At 67.3% G+C, this 20,219-nt stretch carries 18 protein-coding genes and 1 pseudogene; 7 read left to right on the top strand and 12 right to left on the bottom strand.

Annotation, left to right across the window (positions count from 1 at the left end; genetic code table 11):
* Positions 1-95 precede the first annotated feature (95 nt).
* The 3 genes from ABT304_RS21660 to ABT304_RS21650 are packed head-to-tail and all read right to left on the bottom strand — an operon-like array spanning position 96 to position 3,674.
* Entirely contained in the window at positions 96-824 is a 729-nt protein-coding gene (locus tag ABT304_RS21660) for a hypothetical protein (RefSeq protein WP_350718330.1), read from the bottom strand.
* Complete coding sequence (locus tag ABT304_RS21655; protein WP_350718328.1) at positions 796-2,952, bottom strand: GDSL-type esterase/lipase family protein; 2,157 nt, start codon at positions 2,950-2,952, stop codon at positions 796-798. The genes ABT304_RS21660 and ABT304_RS21655 overlap by 29 nt, the downstream gene beginning before the upstream one ends.
* On the bottom strand, positions 2,949-3,674 hold the full coding sequence (locus ABT304_RS21650; protein ID WP_350718326.1) for a hypothetical protein: 726 nt from the start codon (positions 3,672-3,674) through the stop codon (positions 2,949-2,951). The genes ABT304_RS21655 and ABT304_RS21650 overlap by 4 nt, the downstream gene beginning before the upstream one ends.
* Positions 3,675-3,935: 261 nt before the next feature.
* On the opposite strand from ABT304_RS21650, the pseudogene mobF reads away from it, so the two are divergent.
* Both mobF and ABT304_RS21640 read left to right on the top strand, forming a co-directional pair.
* Positions 3,936-4,844: pseudogene (gene mobF, locus ABT304_RS21645) on the top strand (MobF family relaxase); the annotation flags it as partial.
* 595 nt (positions 4,845-5,439) lie between these two features.
* Positions 5,440-6,642, top strand: coding sequence for an ATP-dependent DNA helicase (locus ABT304_RS21640; RefSeq protein WP_350718324.1), 1,203 nt, complete (start codon positions 5,440-5,442; stop codon positions 6,640-6,642).
* A gap of 29 nt (positions 6,643-6,671) precedes the next feature.
* Here the strand turns inward: ABT304_RS21640 and ABT304_RS21635 are convergent, their stop codons facing one another.
* From ABT304_RS21635 to ABT304_RS21625, 3 genes are all read right to left on the bottom strand, one after another.
* Positions 6,672-7,259, bottom strand: coding sequence for a PIN domain-containing protein (locus ABT304_RS21635; RefSeq protein ID WP_350718322.1), 588 nt, complete (start codon positions 7,257-7,259; stop codon positions 6,672-6,674).
* Between the two features lie 12 nt (positions 7,260-7,271).
* On the bottom strand, positions 7,272-7,811 hold the full coding sequence (locus ABT304_RS21630) for a helix-turn-helix domain-containing protein (RefSeq protein ID WP_350718320.1): 540 nt from the start codon (positions 7,809-7,811) through the stop codon (positions 7,272-7,274).
* A gap of 62 nt (positions 7,812-7,873) precedes the next feature.
* Entirely contained in the window at positions 7,874-8,398 is a 525-nt protein-coding gene (locus tag ABT304_RS21625; protein WP_350718318.1) for a helix-turn-helix domain-containing protein, read from the bottom strand.
* Positions 8,399-8,565: 167 nt separating this feature from the next.
* On the opposite strand from ABT304_RS21625, the gene ABT304_RS21620 reads away from it, so the two are divergent.
* Positions 8,566-8,817, top strand: a complete 252-nt coding sequence (locus ABT304_RS21620) for a helix-turn-helix domain-containing protein (RefSeq protein WP_350718317.1) — start codon at positions 8,566-8,568, stop codon at positions 8,815-8,817.
* Positions 8,814-10,028: a tyrosine-type recombinase/integrase gene (locus ABT304_RS21615; protein ID WP_350718315.1), complete on the top strand. Its 1,215-nt coding sequence runs from the start codon at positions 8,814-8,816 to the stop codon at positions 10,026-10,028. The genes ABT304_RS21620 and ABT304_RS21615 overlap by 4 nt, the downstream gene beginning before the upstream one ends.
* 112 nt (positions 10,029-10,140) lie before the next feature.
* On the opposite strand, the gene glnA is transcribed toward ABT304_RS21615, so the two are convergent.
* Positions 10,141-11,562, bottom strand: a complete 1,422-nt coding sequence (glnA, locus tag ABT304_RS21610; protein ID WP_160022394.1) for a type I glutamate--ammonia ligase — start codon at positions 11,560-11,562, stop codon at positions 10,141-10,143.
* 212 nt (positions 11,563-11,774) lie between these two features.
* Between glnA and ABT304_RS21605 the strand changes: the two genes are divergently transcribed.
* From ABT304_RS21605 to ABT304_RS21595, 3 genes are all read left to right on the top strand, one after another.
* Complete coding sequence (locus tag ABT304_RS21605; RefSeq protein ID WP_350718313.1) at positions 11,775-12,248, top strand: RDD family protein; 474 nt, start codon at positions 11,775-11,777, stop codon at positions 12,246-12,248.
* A gap of 64 nt (positions 12,249-12,312) precedes the next feature.
* Positions 12,313-13,095, top strand: coding sequence for an SCO4651 family lipoprotein (locus ABT304_RS21600; RefSeq protein ID WP_350718312.1), 783 nt, complete (start codon positions 12,313-12,315; stop codon positions 13,093-13,095).
* A gap of 88 nt (positions 13,096-13,183) precedes the next feature.
* Entirely contained in the window at positions 13,184-14,023 is an 840-nt protein-coding gene (locus ABT304_RS21595; protein ID WP_350718310.1) for a class I SAM-dependent methyltransferase, read from the top strand.
* A 3-nt stretch (positions 14,024-14,026) separates the two neighbouring features.
* Here ABT304_RS21595 and ABT304_RS21590 read toward each other — a convergent pair whose 3' ends face one another.
* The 5 genes from ABT304_RS21590 to ABT304_RS21570 all read right to left on the bottom strand — a co-directional run bounded on the left by ABT304_RS21590 (position 14,027) and on the right by ABT304_RS21570 (position 20,207).
* Positions 14,027-14,737, bottom strand: coding sequence for a DUF4191 domain-containing protein (locus tag ABT304_RS21590; RefSeq protein ID WP_350718309.1), 711 nt, complete (start codon positions 14,735-14,737; stop codon positions 14,027-14,029).
* 30 nt (positions 14,738-14,767) lie between these two features.
* Positions 14,768-15,715, bottom strand: coding sequence for a lipoyl synthase (gene lipA, locus ABT304_RS21585; protein WP_160022404.1), 948 nt, complete (start codon positions 15,713-15,715; stop codon positions 14,768-14,770).
* Positions 15,716-15,797: 82 nt separating this feature from the next.
* A complete protein-coding gene (lipB, locus tag ABT304_RS21580) occupies positions 15,798-16,535 on the bottom strand; it encodes a lipoyl(octanoyl) transferase LipB (RefSeq protein ID WP_350718307.1) in 738 nt (245 codons plus the stop codon).
* A gap of 111 nt (positions 16,536-16,646) precedes the next feature.
* Positions 16,647-18,437: a 2-oxoglutarate dehydrogenase, E2 component, dihydrolipoamide succinyltransferase gene (gene sucB / locus ABT304_RS21575; RefSeq protein ID WP_350718305.1), complete on the bottom strand. Its 1,791-nt coding sequence runs from the start codon at positions 18,435-18,437 to the stop codon at positions 16,647-16,649.
* A 228-nt stretch (positions 18,438-18,665) separates the two neighbouring features.
* Complete coding sequence (locus ABT304_RS21570) at positions 18,666-20,207, bottom strand: leucyl aminopeptidase (RefSeq protein ID WP_350718303.1); 1,542 nt, start codon at positions 20,205-20,207, stop codon at positions 18,666-18,668.
* Positions 20,208-20,219 lie beyond the last annotated feature (12 nt).

Genomic DNA, 20,219 nt, shown 5'->3' with positions numbered 1-20,219 from the left:
ATCTGGGAGTGTGTGCGGTCGTTTCAAGGGTCGTACGCACGTGACGGCGCGGTCAACCGAGACCCTGCTTCAGATGACCGCGCACGTCGCTGTGGTCACGATGAGGCAGGAATGCGACGCCACCCTTCACCGGAGTAGAAGTACAGCTCCTTTTGCCATGCGGTGAGTTTTAGATCGGATGACCCTGTCGCGTTGATGAACCCGGTCAGCCGCCACCGGGTCCCGTCGTGGCGGACGTCCATGCGGAATCGCACCCATGAGTCTGCTGGATACCCGCCGACGGAGGCGCGGATGAACGCGTTGAGCTGGGTGCGGATGACCAGGGCTCCCGTGTCCTCGACGTCGGACCTGATCCATGGGCTGATTCGTACGTCGATGTAGCGCTTCGTCCCCAGATCCACCTGGCCAGCATGGTCACTGACCAGGAAGTTGTGGAGAGACGCTGGGCCGTCCAGGAGTTGGTCGACCTCGACGGCGGGCAACTCGTGGTCCCGGCTGTCGGTGACGTATTGCGCGGCGAGCACCGCGAACAACTCCCCGTACTTCGGCTCCGCGGGGCGAAGAGCCGCCTCGGTCACCGCGTCCCACGTGACGGTGTCGGTCAACGCCTCGATGCCGACATCCGCAAGGTCGTCCTGCTCCACCTTCGTGAAGGGCGTAACGGAGCCTGGATCCCGTTCCGCCGCCTTGGGCTCCTGTTCTGTGGGGCCGGGCGTCTGACTCGACTTTTCCACCCCGGAGGAGCATCCAACGAGGAGCACGACGGAAGCCAGGACCATGGCCAGGACGGGTGCCTTAGCTCGTGTGATCGATGAGGTAGCCATTGATGATCATCCCGTACTGGAGGTGTCCGGCTGGGTTCTGGTGGAAGGAGTTCCCGGTGGGTATAAAGCTTCCCCCCATTTTATCTAGTGCGTGGATCCAAGGCGTCGTATCACAGGCGCCGTGCGAACGGAAAGCCGTTTCGATGCGAGGCCCTAACCCCGTCCACACGTTGCTCTTGGCAGCCGCCCGGTCGATGGCGGCGTTGAGCTGGCGAGTGCCCTGCGCAATGAAGTCGCCTTCTGCCTCAGAGAATTGAGCGCAAACGAGGTCGTATCCCGTTCCGCCGCCGAGAGGAGAAGGGTATCCCATGGCAATGATGTCGGTGTACATGAAGCGGTCTGACAGCAGGGAGTAGAACGCCTCTAGGCGTGGTTCGGCAACGCTCACGCGGTAGCTGAACTCTGCCTCATTTTCCGATGTGTTACATGCCGAAACGACGCAGTTCATGAGGACGTCTGTGAATCCCACGTCATTGCCGCCAACACTCACTGTGATCATCTTGGCCGCGTCGGGGTTCGCGGAGAAGTGCTCTTCCACCATGTTTGCCTGATACGGGTACATGTCCGCGATCCTGCTGCCGGAGCAGGCGATGATCCTGCGATCGGGGTTGTAATATGACGCCACATGTGTCGACCAGCTGTCGTAGTCGCGGAAGCAGTCCGGGTCGTCGTACTCCCACGTGTTAGTGTTTATGCCGTTCCCCGCGGAGTACGAGTCGCCCATAACCGCGTAGCTGGGGTTGGATGGAATGCCCTTGGAGCGTTTGACGGCTCCGGTTGACCATCCGGAGGAAAGGAAACCACGGTTCGACTTGACTCGGAAGGCGTAATAACTCCCCGCACTCAGGTAGTCGAACGTCCATGATGTGCCCGTGATTGGGTAGGGGAGTTCCATGAACGAGTTGTTCCCGGGGTAGCGCCGCTGAGCCAGCATGTAACCTTGCGCATTGGCTCCGGCGTCCCACGACATCTTCATCTTCACAACGTTGGCGTCGCCTGTCGCCACCTGGGTGGTGACGAGGCCGGTAGGCGCACCAGGTGTGATGCCATCGATCGTCCGTTGCACCGAGGATCCGGCTGCTCCCTCCATGAATCCCTTCGTCGGGCGGAGTCTGAATTGGTAGGTGCCACCAGCCGCAAGCGGATCGAGGGTCCAACTGTCAGGGTTCCCGACGGCGTAGGGCAGTTCCTGCCACGTTTGGTTGATGTTGTCGATCCGGGTCTGGATGAACATGCCCGTCGCGCCAGTCGAGTTGCGGGACCACGACAACGTGGCCTTCTCGGTTGCCGTAGCGACCGAGGGCTGAGGGGCCTGAACGTTCCAGTTCGTGGTCTGGAAGATGTTCGGGGAGGCCGCGCCGATCCCGATCTTGGCGAGGCCTTCCGAGATTCGCTGGGCGATGAGGGTCTCGCCCGTGGCGTTCGGGTGCGTGCCGTCCCAGGTGTGCTTGGTCGGATCCCAGCCGTTGCGCGTATTGGCAGTTACCACGCGCTCGCTGGATGTGTTCAGTGAGGACGCTAGGGTCGCGAGACGAGATGCGTAGTCCTGAGTCTCCGAGGTGAGATTGAGGTTTCCGCTCCAAGGATCCCACTTGGTGACGACCTCGCCGATGACGATGTCGATGCCTGGGTTCGCTGCTCGCGCCCTCTGAACGAATAGTCGAACGTTCTCGATGGTCGCGGCGGGAGAAGTGCGGTACGCAAGGTCATTCGATCCCAGCATCGTCACCAGAACGTTCGCGTTTGTACTCGAGACCTGGCTCGCGATGTTGTCGACCTGAATCTCGTAGGTCGTGCCCCACAGAGCTGAGTGCGCCTTGCCGGTGAAGTTGCTGTCAGCGTAGTTCGTCGATCCCTGCTCGTTGGTGACGTTGTTGAAGAGTGTGGAGCGAGTGCCGACCATCTCGAACTGACCGGGTGCGGTCTGGTTCAGTTTCTTGACCAACCGGTAGCGCCACGTGTAGTCGCTGTTCGATCCCTGGGTGATTGAGTCACCCGTGACCAGGATGCGGTAGGCCGCTGCCGCCGACGCCGGCGTCGAGGACACGATGTGCACCCCTACCAGCACGCCGGCCGCCAGACTGAGAGCGATCAAGCCCCGCGTTGCCCTAGCGAGGATGTCGCTCATCCCTCACCGCCGCTGAGGAAGCGCTGCCAGCCCAACCCCTGGTCGCCCGCCGTCAGTTCCTCGACGATGTCGGCCTGGTCGACCACGGTCTCGTCCGGCTTGACCCCGCGTGGGCGCATGCTGGCAACCTTCCAGCCTTCGGAGGTGAGCACCATCACGCCGCCAGCGATCATGCGGTGCCGACGTCCGTCAATGGTCATGGGCACCGAGACTTCCACCATGACCTGGTCGGGGTTCTCCGCTGAGCCGGAGTAACCCAAAACCCGATAGGCGCCCTCTTCGATGGCCACCGAGGCTCCGCCGCTGCGGTCGAACCCCTCGATCAGCGTGGCGTCTGCGAAGTTGAGGTTCTCGCCGAGCGCCTCGCCAACCTGTTGCGGGGAGGCCGCGCTCACCTCGGAGGTGAGTGCCCAAGCCATGGTCTCGACGAATCCCTCCACGGCCGCGTCCTGGCCCTTTGCAGTCTTCGCCGGGGGCTTGCCAGCCTTGCTCGCGGCTGGATCAGGCGCCACCTTGCCTCTTCCGACCGATACCTTCTTCGAGTCCTTGCTCGCGGATGACTGAGACTTGTCCGACGTGGCTACTTGAGGCTCGCTCGATTCGGCGGCCTGGGGCTTCGCGGCTGTTGACGCGCTGGCTTGGTCGTTCTTCAGGCCGATGCATCCCCCGATCAGAACGGCGGCGACGACTGCGGCCGCCAGTGTGCGCTTGTGTAGCTTCATGTATGTCTCTCCCTGTCTCCGTCTGTGCGCCACATGGTGCGGCGCCGGGAGAAAGTAACAGCCTCGGTCGTACCCACGGGGGTAAATGACCAGATCGCAACGATCGCAGATTCTGCCCAACGCGCAACGGTTCAAATCGCCGACCTGACTGGACGGCTGGGGACGGACGCTGACGGTACGCGAATGCGCTTCATTCAAGTGCTCCTCTGTCAGCTCGATCCGACGGCACGCATGCTACGCATTTGAGTACCAAAGACGCTGATGACCTGCGGTTTTGATGGTTATCGACGGCTGTTGACGGAGGTGTTCGGGGTGCATGGCGGCGTGAAGTTCTACACCGGCTCGGCAGCGAACTCGCGCCAGTATGTCGAGGCGGATCGCTCGGCCGCGGACGACTATTACCTGGGCGGGGGCAGCGGCTGTGCGATGCGCTACCTGGTTCACAGGAACGTCGTAGACGAGGCGACGGCGATGGATGGGGAGACCTACGAACGGTGGGTTGCCGGGTACGCCGTGGATACCGGGAAGGCGAAGGGGCGGCTGCGGACCGACAAGCACGCTGTGAAGTTCCTCGAGGTCGCGGTCAACGGGCCGAAGTCATGGTCGCTGGCGGCCGCGGTGCATCCCGAGATCAGCGCTGCGTACGACACCGCTCAACAGCGGGCGGTCGAGCAGGTCCTCGCGTGGGTCGGGGAGCATGCGACGACGCGGGTGGGGCCGCGGGGGCGGCAGGTGCAAGTTCCCGTCGAGCGGATGGAGGCTGCGGCGATCCGGCACTTCACCTCGCGGGCGGGTGATCCCCACCGGCACATCCATCTGCAGCTCAACACTCGGGTGTGGGCGGCAGATCGGTGGCGGGGTCTACACACGGTCGGGGTGAGGGAGAGCATCGAGGCGATCAACGGGATCGGGCAGGCCGCGGTCCAGACCGACCCTGGCTTCCGTACAGCGTTGGCAGAGCTTGGCTACCACCTGGATGCGGAGTCGGGAGAGATCGTCGAACTGGCGCCGTACGTGGGAGCGTTCAGTTCCCGGTCGAAGCAGATCGAACGCAACATGGACCGGTACGAGGCTTCCTGGCGTGAGGAGCACCCGGGGGAGGTGCCTGGCCCGGGGCTGCGGCGGGCGTGGGATCGGCGTGCGTGGGCGGACGCGCGTCCGGACAAGGTGGTGCCGTCCTCGGGTGCGGACCTGGAGCAACACTGGCGTGACGAACTCGCCGAGCTGGGGTTCAGGCCGCCGAGGAGGCCGGCGAAGCTGCGCGCGGCACGGGTGGGGAGGCTGGACAGGGAGCGTTTGGTCGCGGATGCGTTGAACAGGCTGGGTGCGCGTCGCTCGGCTTGGAACGCGGCTGATGCTCGGGGTGAGGTCGAGCAGCTCATCGCTGCTGCCGACGTGGTCGTTGACGCAGCGGTTCGGCAGGAGCTGGCCGAGGATCTCGCGGCGCGGGTGGTGGCGGAGTCGGTGCCGTTGCTCGGCCGCGATGACGTTCCGGAGCATGTGCGTGCGTTGACGTCGCCGCAGGTGGTCGCGGTCGAGCGGGACCTGGTCGACCGGCTCGTCAGCCGCGCGGCGGTTGGCGGAACGGTGGCGCTGCCGCGTGGGGCTCGCTCGTGGCTGGCTCGCCTCGATCCGGAGCAGGCTGCTGCCGCTGCTCAGATGGCTGGACCGGGTGCTCTGGTGGTGGTCGAGGGTGCGGCTGGTGCGGGCAAGACGGCGACGCTTGCCGTGACGAACGCGCTGGTCCGAGCCCCAAGGGCGCCGCATGCTCGTCGTGACGCCGACCAGGAAAGCCGCGCAGGTCGCCACGGCAGAGACGGGTGCGGCAGCGGACTCGGCCGCTTGGCTGCTGCATCAGCACGGCTTCCGTTGGGACGCCAATGGCCGGTGGGGTCGGGTCGCGACCGACCCAGGCCCAGGAGCGCGCCTGGCTCCTGGTGACCTGCTCGTGGTGGACGAGGCCGGCATGCTCGACCAGGACAGTGCTTGTGCCCTGGTGGCCTTGGCGGACGAGGCCGGCGCCAGGCTCGTGCTAGTCGGGGACCGGCACCAGCTGCCGGCAGTCGGTCGTGGGGGAGTGCTCGACCTCGCGTGCCGGTACGTCCCCAGCCGACACCTGACCCTGGACGGCGTACGTCGCTTCAGCGACCCGCGCTATGCCGAGCTGAGCCTGCGGATGCGCCGCGGAGATGCGCCAGGGGCGGTATTCGACGAGCTGGCTCGTCGCGGGGAGATCCAGGTCCACGGCAGTGAGGTCGAACGGCTCGCCGTGCTCGCCGGCGAGGCTGAGCGCGGCGAGGCGGTGGTGGCCGACACCCGCGAGCAGGTCGGCAAGATCAACGGACTGGTCCACGACCTCCGCCGGATCACCGGCGAGGTCTCCGACGACGTCATGACGGCCAAGGGCGAACGGATCGGCGTCGGCGACGTCGTCGCGACCCGTCAGAATGACGCGACCAGGGGTGTTGCAAACCGCGAGACCTGGACTGTCACCGACGTAATACGGGGCGACCTGATCGTCGTCGGCGCCCCGGGTCGTCGACGGCTCCCGCACGACTACGTCGCCGACCATGTCGAGCTTGCCTATGCGACCACCGCCCACGGAATCCAAGGCTCGACCGTCGCGACCGCGCACGTGCTCGTCGGCGAGCACACCAGCGGCTCCTCCGCGTACGTCGCTATGACCCGCGGACGCGACCACAACATCGCCCACCTCGTCGCCGAGAATCTCGAGGACGCCCGGAACCAGTGGGTCGCAGTCTTCGGGCGCGACCGCGCCGACCTCGGCCCGGCCCACGCTGCGCAACGGGCCGCCGACGATGTCGAGCGTTACGGACCCAACGGGGCTCCGCGCTACGTCGGACGGGCACGTCGGCGGCTCACAAACGACCAGCGAGCCGTCGCGAGACAAGAGCCTCAGTCGCGAACGACGCCGACGCCGGCCAGGGATCCAGGCATCGGGCTCTGACTCGGGGCGCGATCAGATCGACGGCCGGGTCAGCCCGTTGCGCCGGTCAGATGTGGGCGGACCAGTTCGTCGACCTGCTTCATCCCGTACCGGGTAGCCAGGGTGTCGAGGAGATCCAGGCTCGTACGTGATGGGTTGCGGTACCGAGCAGAGATCGCGCGAAGCGCGGCGGCAGCACCGGAGGGATCGTCATCAGCGAGCGTGGCCGCGAACTCCTTCGCCGACAGGGCCGCGATCCCGTCCGGAAGCAGTCGCTCCGGGAAGTGCTTCAGGTTGTCAGTCACGATCACGCTCGCCCCTCCGGCGACGGCAGCGGCGAGCACATGCTCGTCGTCGCGGTCAGGTAGGCCGAAGGTGTCGTCCAGCGGCTCCCAGCCGGTCACCAGGGCGTCGTCGAAGGCTCTGCGCATGGTCGTGACGAGCTGACTGGCAGCCGCCGAGGCAGAGTCAGGTTCGGTGCCGCGCTTCGTCAGCTTGAGCGCCTCGTGATACTCGAGCTCCTCCAGGATCGCCTCGCTCCACAGCGGTCGGTACATCTCGAAGGCGACCATGGAGAGCAGGAAGTCGCGCTGGAGGTTCGGCCACAGCACACTCGTGTCCAGGACAGCTACTCGCACGCAGCGATCCTGTCAGCCCTCGGCGCGAGCTCGGCGTCGGGCACCGACCTCGGCACGTGCGAGGCGCAGTTGCTCAGCGATCGACTCGGGGTCGTCGTCGAGGCTGGGGTCCCCTGCGGAGGTCTCGAAGATCGCCTGCAGTTGTGCCTCGCGACGGCGTGCACGGTAGGCAATGAGGTCGTCGAGCCGGATCATCCGCCGCTTCGTGCCGGGAGTCGATGCCGGCAGGCTGCCGTCATCGATTAGCTTGACCACTGTGGGGCGGCTGACGCCGAGCAGGTCGGCCGCCTGCTGGGTAGTGAGCAACTGATTCTGCGGCGCAACGGTCACGGCCTTGCCAGCGGCCAATGCCTCCACGATCTGAGCGAGCGCACGGTAGACGGGCTCGGGCAGCTCGATGTGGCTCTCGTCGTCGGATCCGAGGGAAAGATGCTGGTCCCCGGCGCCGGTCGAGCGGCGGGACTCGTATGCGTGGATGAAGTCGAGGACATCGGCGAGCCTGTCGGTCGGCGTGGCCGTGTAGGTCTGCTGGTCCAGCGGTTCGGCGGTCATGATGCGCCTCCTTTCGAAGAAAGCGTAACTCGTTTTCGTTTCTTTCGAAAGATGTGTTCGGGTTAGTAGAAGTCCAGTTCGCCACGCGAGGCGGCATCAACCACGGGATCCCATGCTCGTCGGATCCGGGCACGTAGGTCGAGCTCGTCCCACAGGTCGACGAGGAGCGCGCCGTCGACCCAGCGGAAGATCTGGTCGGAGCGACCCCGGCTGAGCACGTTCTGGTAGAGCCCGCGGCGCTCTGCGCGTCGGAGTAGGTTCCACGCCTCCGCCTTGCCGCCATGTGCGTAGTCAGGAAAGCGCACGATGGCGAAGCACATGGGTACCTCGACTCGCCAGAGCCGATCCGGGACATAGAACCCGGATGTCCGGGTCTCCATGACGGCATCGAAACGCACCCGCGTGATCATCCCGAGGTCGTAGTCCGCGGCAAGCATCAGCCGCTCGGTCACCCTGAGCGAGGGCGACTTCAGACCACGTTCGTAAGCAGAAAGAGTCGACTGCGACGTACCCGCCCTACGGGCGAGCTCGGCCTGCGTCAGCCCGCGTGCGCGCCGCGCCTCCTCGATGATCGTCGGCCGATCCATTGGCATCAAATTACCCGATCGGAGATATTTCGGCGTCTTGCTGGCAAGCCTTGCACACCTACCTGCTGAACCAGCTCCCTCCGGCAACGATCAGCCACCATCCTTGATGGCCACTCACGACTGGTCGAACACCTTGGGGAACATTCGCACCACCTCTGGAGGTAGGCATGACCAGCATCAACGTCCCGTTCCCCGAGCGCGACGCCGAAGAGCTCCTCACCCTGACCGAGGCCGCCGAGATCCTCAGGGTCCCGGTCAACACGCTGCGCTGGTGGCGCCAGTTCGGCACCGGCCCGTGCTTCTTCAAGATGGGCCGCCGGCTCGTCACCACCGTCGGCGACATCCGCGGCTACATCCGCCAACAGCGCCTGGCCGACCGGCCCGACATCGTGCCCAACAACAGCGGGCGGCGCGCATGAGCACCCAATACCGCCGCCAGCGCGCAGCCGTGGAGGACCGCTGGCGCAAGCGCGTCAAGGACTCCGGCGGCAACACGATCGAGGTTCCCTCCGCCGTCGCCGGCAAGGTCACCCGCTGGCGAGCCCGGTACGTCGACGGCGCCGGCGAGGAGCACACCGCACACTTCGACCGCAAGGCCGAGGCGCAGACCTGGCTCGACCAGCAGGTCGCCTCCGTCGTACGCGGCGACCACATCGCCCCCAAGGACGCAAAGCTGACGGTGGGGGAGTGGGCCGACCGATGGTTGGCCGGCTACGGCACCCGTCGCAAGTCCACCGTCACCCAGGCCAGGACCCACCTGAAGCTCATCAAGGAGGAGTTCGCCGCGGTGCCGCTCAGCGCGCTCCGCCCCTCCGACGTCCGCGCCTGGACGTCAGTGCTCAAGGCCGAGGGCTACGCCGACTCCTACGTCTACGCGCTCCACTCCCGGCTCTCGCAACTGTTCACCGACGCCGTCCACGACGGCCTGGTCGCGCGCAACCCGTGCTCGCGGCGTACGTCACCAGGGATGGGCAAGCAACGGCCCTTCGTCGCCACCACCGGCCAGGTCTGGGCGCTCTACGGACACTTCCCGGACGGCGTGCGCCCGGCGGTCCTGCTCGGCGCACACGCCGGGCTGCGGCTGGCCGAGGCCGCTGCCCTTCGCCCGGCTGACGTCGACTTCAAGCAGGGCCTCATCAAGCCCGCGATCCAGTGGCCCGAGGATCCGCTGAAGTCGGACATGAGCCAGACGCCGATCCCGATCCCCACCCAGATGGTGCGCGAACTCGCCACCGGCGTGAAGCGGGCCAGAGGACGCAGCATCATGACCGACGAGTGGGGCAACCCGGCCAGCCCCTGGACCATCGAGCGAGCCATGCGCGCCGCACGAGATAACGTCAACGGCTTGCCGGAGGACTTCCGGTTCCACGACCTGCGCCACTACTTCGCCTCACTGCTCATCGCCTCCGGACTCGACGTCAAGATCGTCCAGGCGAGGCTCCGGCACGCCTCGGCGAAGACGACCCTCGACACGTACGGACATCTGTGGCCCGACCGTGACGACACCTCGCGTGCCGCGGTGGCGAAGGTCTACGGCCAGCGACCGGCGACTCGGAGCCGTGATCCGGGGATCCGGCGCGATCCACCGGGCAGGTCGGCAGGGCGTGAACCGCCCGGAATCGGCCGCTGAGGCCCGTCTCCTGCGGAATCCCTGCGGAATTTCACCCTCACAGCCCGAACGACAGTGGCCCCTGAACCTGCATAGATGCAGGTCAGGGGCCACTTACGACTTAGAACGAATTCTAGATGTCGTAGTAGAGCTCGAACTCGTGCGGGTGCGGGCGGAGCTGGATCGGGAGGATCTCGTCGTTGGTCTTGTAGTCGATCCAGGTCTCGATCAGGTCGGGGGTGAAGACGTCGCCCACGGTGAGGAAGTCGTGGTCGCTCTCCAGAGCCGACAGGACGGCACCGAGGGAGGTCGGCACCTGGTTGATCTCGGCCATCTCGTCCGGCGGCAGCTCGTAGATGTCCTTGTCGATCGGAGCGGGCGGCTCGATCTTGTTCTGGATACCGTCGATGCCGGCGAGGAGCAGGGCCGAGAAGGCGAGGTACGGGTTCGAGGACGGGTCCGGGAACCGGGTCTCGACGCGCTTGGCCTTCGGGTTGGTGCCGGTGATCGGGATGCGGACCGCGGCGGAGCGGTTGCGCGAGGAGTAGACCAGCGAGATCGGAGCCTCGAAGCCCGGGACCAGGCGGTGGAAGGAGTTCACGGTCGGGTTGGTGAACGCCAGCACCGACGGAGCGTGCTTCAGGATGCCGCCGATGTACCAGCGGGCCATGTCGGAGAGGCCGCCGTAGCCGGTCTCGTCGTAGAACAGCGGCTCGCCGGCGTTCCAGATCGACTGGTGGACGTGCATGCCCGAGCCGTTGTCACCGAAGACGGGCTTCGGCATGAAGGTGACGGTCTTGCCGGCCTCCCAGGCGGTGTTCTTGACGATGTACTTGAACTTCATGACATCGTCGGCAGCCTTGAGCAGGGTGTCGAACTTGTAGTTGATCTCGGCCTGGCCGGCGGTGCCGACCTCGTGGTGGGCGCGCTCGACGAGCAGGCCGGAGGCCTCGAGGTTCTTGACCATCGTGTCGCGCAGGTCGGCGAAGTGGTCGGTGGGGGAGACCGGGAAGTAGCCGCCCTTGTAGCGGGTCTTGTAGCCCAGGTTGTCCGAGCCGTCGGGGTTCTTGTCGGCACCCGAGTTCCACCAGGCCTCGACGGAGTCGATCTTGTAGAACGACTCGCCCTCGGAGGTGTTGTAGGCGACCTTGTCGAAGATGAAGAACTCCGCCTCGGGGGCGAAGAACGCGGTGTCACCGATGCCGGTCGAGGCGAGGTACGCCAGGGCCTTGCGCGCGATATTGCGCGGGTCGCGAGAGTAGGCCTCCCCGGTGATCGGGTCGTGCACGAAGTACATCAGCGCGAGGGTCTTCGCGGCGCGGAACGGGTCGATGTACGCAGTCGTGACGTCCGGGTAGAGCGCCATGTCGGACTCGTTGATCGTCTGGAAACCACGGATCGACGAACCGTCGAAGGCCATCGGCTCCAGGTTGAACGACGACACCGGCACCGTGAAGTGCTGCTGGACGCCAGGCAGGTCGACGAAACGGATGTCGACGAACTCGACCCCCTCGTCAGAGATGAACTTCAAGAGCTCGTCGTCAGTGCTGAACATCAATCCTCCTTGGCTCACCCGGGCGGGAAGAGCCAGATAGGTCTCTCGCGATCGAGGCCGGACCCTCATGGATCCGACCGTGCCACGCAAATTACGAAGGGACGGTTGCGCAGGAGTGTCGCAAATGTTTCAGGCGTGTAACAGGTTGTGTGATTTGATCGGCAACCATCCCGGATCTCACCCCTCAAGACGTTGCCGCCTACGCTTACGACGTGACCAGTTCCGCCACTCCTGCGACGCCCACTCTGCCTTATGACACCGCGAGCTGGGGCAGGCGCGTCCTCGCACTCTTCATCGACTGGCTCGCGTCGTCGCTGGTGGCGTCGGTCTTCCTCGGCGTACGGGCGCTGCCGTTCGGGTCGCTGCTCGCCGGTGTCGACCCGCGGCCGACCGACAACCTGTGGATCCTGGTCGTCTTCATCGTGCAGACGGCGGTCTTCACCACGCTCGGCGGCGGCTCCTTCGGCAAGCTCGTCACCCGGCTGCGTACGGTGCGGGTGACGGCGGGTGAGCCGGACGCACGCCCGCTCGATCCGCTGCGGAGCATCGCCCGTCAGATCCTGGTCGTCCTCGTCGTACCGCCGCTGGTCTTCCGTCCCGACCGGCGCGGGCTCCACGATCTGGCGGCGGGTACGGCGACCGTCACGCTTCAGACCTATCGACACGTGTTTCGCCGGCTTGGTTGAGCAGCTTCCGAGGGTAAGTTTGACAGGTCAGCCGCAAGCAGCGGCAAACACGAAGGGAAGCTCAATGACGCTCAACCGTACTCTCGGGCCACGTGGCCTCTGGCGCCGCGCCGCTGTGGCAGGCGTGCTGGCCGTATCGCTCTCGGGCCTGGTGGCCTGCGGTGGCGGTGGTGGGGCCGGCGGTGCCAGCGAGGGTGACTCGGTCTCGGCCGAGGAGATGACCGAGGTGATGAAGAAGGCGACCGACATCGACACCGCCCACTTCACCACGAAGATGGACGCGAAGGCGTCGGGTCAGACGGTCTCGATGACCGGCGAGGGCGACATCCAGAAGGAGCCGCCGGCACAGCACTCCACCATGAAGATGAGTGGTGGCTCGATGAACATGGATCTGGAGACGATCCTTGTCGACGAGAAGATCTACATCAAGGGCATGATGGGCGACTCGTGGATGACCGCGAGCGCCGACGACCTCGCCAAGATGGGCGGGGCCAGCCTGGAGTCGATGAGCAACCCGCTCGCGTTCTTCGAGGGCATGGAGGAGTCGATCAAGTCCTCCAAGTTCGAGGGCGAGGAGAAACTGGACGGCACCGACACCAAGCACTACAGCTTCACCGTCGACTCCGCCGGGCTCGCCGAGAGCCTCGGTTCCAACAGCACCAGCGGTATGCCCAAGACGATCGACCAGGACATCTGGGTCGACGGCGACGGTCTGCTCCGCAAGGCAGAGGTCGGCATGGGCGAGATGGGCACCGTCGAGATGGTGCTGTCCAAGCACGGCGAGGACGTGACCATCGAGGCACCGCCGGCCGACCAGGTCACCGACATGCCGAGCATGGCCGGCTGACAGCCGGTTCGTAGGCAGCAGGGCCGGTCCCGAACGGGGCCGGCCCTTTGTCGTTTTCGGCGCACGGCATTCGTGGGACCGTGCTCGCATGACTCTCGACCCCGAAATCACCCGGCAGATCGAGGCCAACCGGGCCAACTGGGACGCGCGTACGCCGATCCACCTCGCCAGCGCCTTCTACGGCATCGACGGGTCGCGGCCCGCCGAGTCGTGGTTCGCCGACTACGAGTGGAGCGACCTCGGTGAGCTGTCCGGCCGTGAGGTCGTGCATCTGCAGTGTCATCTCGGCACCGAGACGGTGGCGTTCGCGCAGCGGGGTGCGGTGACGTACGGGCTGGACATCTCGGCCGAGGCGGTGGCCGCGGCGCGCCGGATCGCCGCCGAGCGTGGCTTGGCCGTCGACTACCACGAGGCCGACGTCCACGACGCCGTCGAGGTCCTGGGCGCCGGCCGGTTCGACGTCGTCTACACCGGCAAGGGCGCGGTCTGCTACCTGCCCGACATCGACCTGTGGGCCCGGGTCGTCCACGATCTGCTCAAGCCCGGCGGGTTCCTCTACCTGGCCGAGTTCCACCCGCTCCTCGACGCCCTCGGTGAGGTGCCGGAGCCCGGTCGGGAGGACTCCCTCGAGCTGCGCCACGACTACCTCTCGGGCCGCGGCGCGATCGCCAAGGACTCGACCCACACCTACACCGACGGCCCGGCGCTGAGCACCGCCACGACGGCGTACGAGTGGCGTCACGGGGTCGGCGAGGTCGTCACCGCCCTCGCCGGAGCGGGCCTGCGGATCGAGGTCGTCCGCGAGGACGAGCGGCTGCCGTGGCCTCGCTTCCCGTCCATGGTGGCGGGGGAGGACGGCTGGTTCAGGCTGCCCGAGCAGGCGCCCCGGATCCCGCTCCTCTACGCGATCCGGGCACGCCGGCTGTGACGATCAGCGGCCGCGGAGGTTGCCGCGCATGCCCTTCATCGAGGTCGGGACGGGGCCCTTCGGGATCGGCATGGTGCCGCGGGTGGCGTCGACGGCCTTGAGGCGGTTGAGGATGTCGGTGATCTCGGGGCCGGAGACGTTGCGACCGATCTTGGTGACGTGCTTGGTCAGCTGCGGCAGCGGCACCTCGTCCTCACCGTTTCCGGCGACGACGGTCGTGATCGGCACCTCGGACAGTACGCGGGCGTGGGTGCGCTTGGTGCTGGCCAGCAGCGAGCGGACCTTGCTCGGGCTGTTGCCCTCGCCGACGAGGACGACTCCCGGAGGACCGACCACGCGGTGGACCAGCGTCTGGCTGCGCGGCTCGACGCCGACCGCCTGGGTGACGGTCCAGCCGCGGCGGAGCATGGTCAGGGCGGCGTAGCCGCCACCGACCTGGCCCTCGAGCCGGGCGTACATCACCTTCTGCGCGCGCCGCGAGAAGACCACCATCGCGGCGAGAAGGCCGGCCAGCAGGGCGCCGACGATCGTGAAGATCCAGGAGAAGATGCCCTCGCCGGGCAGGAACCAGAAGATCACGCCGGCGACCGCGGCGACGACCACGAAGATCGAGCCGAGGATGAGGCCGATCTTGGGGTCTGACTGCTTGGTGAGCTTGTAGGTCTCCACCATCTGCTGGCGGCGACTCATGGTGCTCGGGTCGGTCTGGGACATCTTCCTCTTTCAGTTCTCGTACGCAGGGACTCAGGAAGCCACGGAGGAGGCGTCGCGCGCCTCGATCGCCTGACGGTACAGCCGACCGGCGCGGTAGGACGAACGAACGAGCGGACCGGACATGACGCCGGAGAAACCGATCTCCTCGGCCTCGGCCTGGAGCTCGATGAACTCCTCAGGCTTGACCCAACGCTCGACGGGGTGGTGACGCACGCTCGGGCGCAGGTACTGCGTGATCGTGATCAGCTCGCAGCCGGCCGCGTGCAGGTCGCGCAGCGCCTCGGAGACCTCTTCGCGGGTCTCGCCCATGCCGAGGATCAGGTTGGACTTGGTGACCAGGCCGAAGTCGCGGGCCTGGGTGATCACGTCGAGGCTGCGCTCGTAGCGGAACGCGGGACGGATCCGCTTGAAGATCCGCGGGACGGTCTCGACGTTGTGCGCGAGCACCTCGGGACGGGACTCGAAGACCTCCTGGAGGAGCTCCGGGATGCCGTTGAAGTCGGGGATGAGGTTCTCGACGCCGGTCTCGGGGTTGAGCTCGTGGATCTGCTTGACGGTCTCGGCGTAGAGCCAGGCACCGCCGTCGGCGAGGTCGTCACGGGCGACACCGGTGATGGTGGCGTACTTCAGGCCCATGGTCTGTACGGACTCGGCCACGCGGCGGGGCTCGTCGCGGTCGAGGTCGGTCGGCTTGCCGGTGTCGATCTGGCAGAAGTCGCAGCGCCGGGTGCACTGGTCGCCACCGATGAGGAAGGTGGCCTCGCGGTCCTCCCAGCACTCGAAGATGTTGGGGCAGCCGGCCTCCTGGCACACCGTGTGCAGGCCCTCGGACTTCACCAGCGCGGTGAGCTCCTTGTATTCGGGCCCCATCTTCGCTTTGGTCTTGATCCACTCCGGTTTGCGTTCGATCGGAGTCTGCGCGTTGCGGACCTCGAGACGGAGGAGCTTGCGACCTTCTGGGGCAGGAGCTTGAGTCACCCCACAAGGGTACGCCGCGTGGTGGTGGAACCTCGAAGGCAGGCGGCTACTGGTCGGTCACACCGATCGTCGCCGCCGCCGCTCAGCCCAGGCTGGGGGAGAGCAGCGGAACCCGCGGAGTCTTCGCGGGGTCGGGCTTCGCCTCGAGGCTCGGGCCCTGCTCGTAGTCGCGCCAGGAGAGCATCTCCGCGATCTGCGCGTGGAGCACCGGCATCGCCTCGGCGTTGCCGATCTGCCGCCCGGCCTCGATCGAGAGGGTGGTGACCCCGGCGTCGGAGATACCGCACGGCACGAACCGCTCGTACCAGCCCAGGTCGACGTCGCAGTTGAGCGCGATGCCGTGCATGGTCACGTGCTGGCTGACCCGCAGCCCGATCGCTCCGACCTTGCGCTCCAGGCGGCGTACGCCGTCGGGGGTCTCGCCCGCGGGCAGCCACACCCCGCTGCGGCCCGGGACGCGGTAGGCGGTGACGCCGAACTCGGCGCAGGTGCGGATCATCGCCTGCTCCAGGCGGCGTACGAAGTCGACGACCTTGACCTTCTCCGGCAGCCGCACGATCGGGTAGGCGACGATCTGGCCGGGGCCGTGGAAGGTCACCTCGCCGCCGCGGTCGACGTCGATCACCGGGGCTCCGCCGGGATCAGCGGGCCGGTCCTCCGGCTTCGTACGCTTCCCCGCGGTGTAGGTCGGCGGGTGCTCGAGCAGCAGCACCGTGTCGGGCTCTTCGCGGTCGACCACGCGCTGATGGATCTGCTTCTGTAGCTCCCAGGCGTCCAGGTAGTCGATCGTCCCGACCTCAACGAAGCGCAGCTCAGTCACACCGAGATCGTACGCCCCGGGCGGAGCCGGACGGGCAGTGCCACCTCCGCCGGAGGTCATCCGAAATGGCAGACGCCCCGGAGCCAGCGACTCCGGGGCGTCTTCTCATTCTCAGAGCTCGAACTGAGCAGCCTCGAGGCGCTTCTTGACGTCCTGGAGGAAGCGGCCGGCGTCGGCGCCGTCGACCAGGCGGTGGTCGTAGGTCAGCGCGACGTTGACCATGTAGCGCACCGCGATCGTCTCGCCGAGGTCCGGGTCGTCGATGACGACCGGACGCTTCACGACAGCACCCGGGCCGAGGATGGCGACCTGCGGCTGGTTGATGATCGGGGTGTCGAAGAGCGCACCGAACGAACCCAGGTTGGTGATCGTGAAGGTGCCGCCGGAGAGCTCGTCCGGGGTGATCTTGTTGTTGCGGGTGCGGTCGGCGACGTCCGCGATCTTCTTCGCGATGCCGGCGATCGAGAGGTCGCCCGCGTCCTTGACGACGGGGGTCAGCAGACCCTTCTCGGTGTCGACGGCGAAGGCGATGTTCTCGCGGTCGTAGTAGGTGACCGTGCCGGCCTCGATGTCGATCCCGGCGTTGAGCTTCGGGTGCACCTTGAGCGCGTCGATCGCGGCCTTGGCGAAGAACGGCAGGTAGGTCAGCTTGACGCCCTCGCGCTGCAGGAACCCGGCCTTGTTGGCCTCACGGAGGCGGGCGATGTTGGTGACATCGACCTCCATGACCTGGGTCAGCTGCGCAGCGGTGTGCAGCGACTCGGTCATCCGCTCGGCGATCACCTTGCGCAGACGCGAGATCTTCTCGGTGGTGCCACGCAGCGGCGACGGGGCCGCGGGGGCGGCGGAGGCGGCCGGAGCAGCCGAGGCCGCCGGAGCGGCGGCTGCCGGGGCAGCGGCCGGAGCCGACTTCGCGGCAGCCGCCTGGAGGATGTCCTCCTTGCGGATGCGGCCACCGACGCCCGAACCCTGGACGGTGTCGAGGTCGACGTTGTGCTGGGCGGCGAGCTTGCGTACGAGCGGGGTCACGTAGCCGCCGGGCTGGATGGCCGGGGAACCGTCGGTGGACGGCGCGGCGTGAGCCGGGGCCGCAGGAGCGGGAGCGGGCGCGGCCGGGGCGGGCGCGGCAGGAGCCGGAGCGGCCGGAGCCGGCGCGGGTGCGGCGGCGGCCGGAGCGGGCTCGGGCTCCGGGGCAGGAGCAGGCTCGGGGGTGGGCTCCGGGGCCGGGGCGGCGGGCGCGGGCTCAGCGGCCGGAGCGGCGCCGGCGTCACCGACGAGCGCCAGGACGGCGCCGACCTCGACGGTCTCGTCCTCGGCGACCTTGATCTCGAGCAGGGTGCCGGCGACCGGCGAGGGGATCTCGGTGTCGACCTTGTCGGTGGAGACCTCGAGCAGCGCGTCGTCGACGGCGACCGTGTCGCCGACCTGCTTGAGCCAGCGGGTGACGGTGCCCTCGGTGACCGACTCGCCCAGCGCGGGGAGAGCGACCTCGGTGGCGTTGCCGCCGGCGGCGGGCGCCGGAGCGGCAGGCGCGGCGGGCTCGGCGGGAGCCTCGGGCTCGGCCGGAGCGGCCGGAGCCTCGGGCTCGGCGGCGGGGGCGGCAGCCTCGGGCTCGGCCGCGGGCGCGGCGGGCTCCGCGGGAGCGTCATCCGCGCCGGCCTCGTCGGCAGCGCCGATGATGGCGAGCAGGCCACCGACCTCGACGGTGTCGTCCTCGGACGCCTTGATCTCGAGCACGGTGCCGGCGACCGGCGAGGGGATCTCGGTGTCGACCTTGTCGGTGGAGACCTCCAGCAGGGCCTCGTCGACCGCAACCGTGTCGCCGACCTGCTTGAGCCAGCGGGTGACGGTGCCCTCGGTGACGGACTCGCCGAGTGCCGGGAGAGTTACTTCGGTGGCCATGGGTTCCTTCGTTCTACGTCTGTTCGTTGCTCTACTTGTATGTCCGGACACGCGCGTCGCCACGACCGAGCCCGAGGGCTCGGCGAGGAGACTCCGTGAGAGAAAGGCGCATCGGTCTGGGTCGACACCTGCCCGACGCACTCATGATGCCGCCGGACGGGCGGCCAAGGGCGTCGATCACGGAGCCCATCTTGTCACTACCCCCGCAGCGCTGTGTCAACCGGACCACTACTGATCGGTAGCCATCTCGCGTACGTAGTCCACCAGTGTTGCCACCGCCACACCCGTGCCTCCGGGAGTGAGATGGCCCGAGGCGCCACCACTGTTGAAAGAGGGTCCGGCGATGTCGAGATGGGCCCAGGGGAGACCGCCGGTGAACTCGCGCAGGAAGGCGGCGGCGTACAGCCCACCGCCCCAGCGGATCCAGTCGTGCTGGTTGAGGTCGGCCACCTTGGAAGAACGGATTCGCTCGTCCATCCATTCCGGGATGGGCATCGGCCACATCTGCTCGCCGGCGACGTCGGCGGCGGCGAGAACACGGTCGACGACGTCCTCGGAGCCGAGTACGCCGCTGACCCGGTCACCCAGCGCCATCACCATGTGACCGGTGAGGGTGGCGACGTCGATGATCAGGTCCGGCGAGACCTCGGTGGCCCGCACGAGGGCGTCGGCGAGGATCATCCGGCCTTCGGCGTCCATGTTGGAGACCTCGACGGTCGTGCCGCCGTAGTGGGTGACCACGTCACCGGGGCGGTACGACGAGCCGGAGACCATGTTCTCCGCCATCGGCACGAACGCGGAGACCTTCACCGGCAACCCGAGGCGGGCGATCGCGAAGGTCGCCTGGGCCACCGCGGCAGCACCGGCCATGTCCGACTTCATCGTGGACATCGAGCTGCCCGGTTTGATGGTGAGGCCGCCGGAGTCGAAGGTGATCCCCTTGCCGACCAGCGCGATGTGGCCGCGCGCGTCGTCGGGGGAGTAGGTGAGCTCGACCAGACGCGGCTTGGCCGCCGATCCCATGCCCACCGCGAGGATTCCGCCGCAGCCGAGCTCGGCGAGCTGCTTCTCGTCGTACACGGTCGTCTCGACGCCCTCGACCAGCTCGGCCACGTGCGCGATGGCGTCGGCGAACGCCGGGGGAGTCAGGTCGGCCGGTGGGATGTTGACCCACTCGCGGGTGCCGGCGACCGCCTGGGCGAGGACCTGCGCCTCCTCGAAGGCGGTGACCGCATCCGTACGCCGCGCGATCGCGCTCAGGATCGCGACATCGCTCGGCCCGTTGCTGTCCCCGCCCGACTTGCCGCCGTTCGACTTGGCTGCGCTCGACTTGTACGTCGTGTAGGTGTAGCCGCCGAGGACATAGCCCTCGGTGACGGCACGCACCAGCTCGGGCGTGTCGGCGGGAAGGGAAACGGCGACGGAGGTCGCGTTGGGGACCGAGCGAGCGGCGGCGCCGGCGGCGCGGCGCACGGCATCGGCCGAGTAGGTCCCGTCCGCACCGGCCTTGCCGAGCCCGACCAGCACGAGGAGCTGGGCGCCGATCTCGCTCCCGGCCGGGAGGCGAGTGACCTCGCCGGCCTTGCCACTGACACCGAGGGTGGCGAGCATCCCGCGCCACCGGCGACCGTAGGCGGCCTTGACGTCCTCCGCGCCGGCGGTCACCTCGACAGCCTTCGCGCCCTGGCCGATGCCGACGACGACCGCCTCGGCACGGGTCTTGGCAGGAGAGGCGGTACGCAGCGTGTAGGTGATGTCAGGCAGGGTCACGCCGTGCAGTCT

The sequence above is a fragment of the Nocardioides sp. NPDC000445 genome (assembly GCF_040300245.1).
GTDB lineage: Bacteria > Actinomycetota > Actinomycetes > Propionibacteriales > Nocardioidaceae > Nocardioides.
This window is presented reverse-complemented; position numbering and strand designations above follow the sequence as displayed.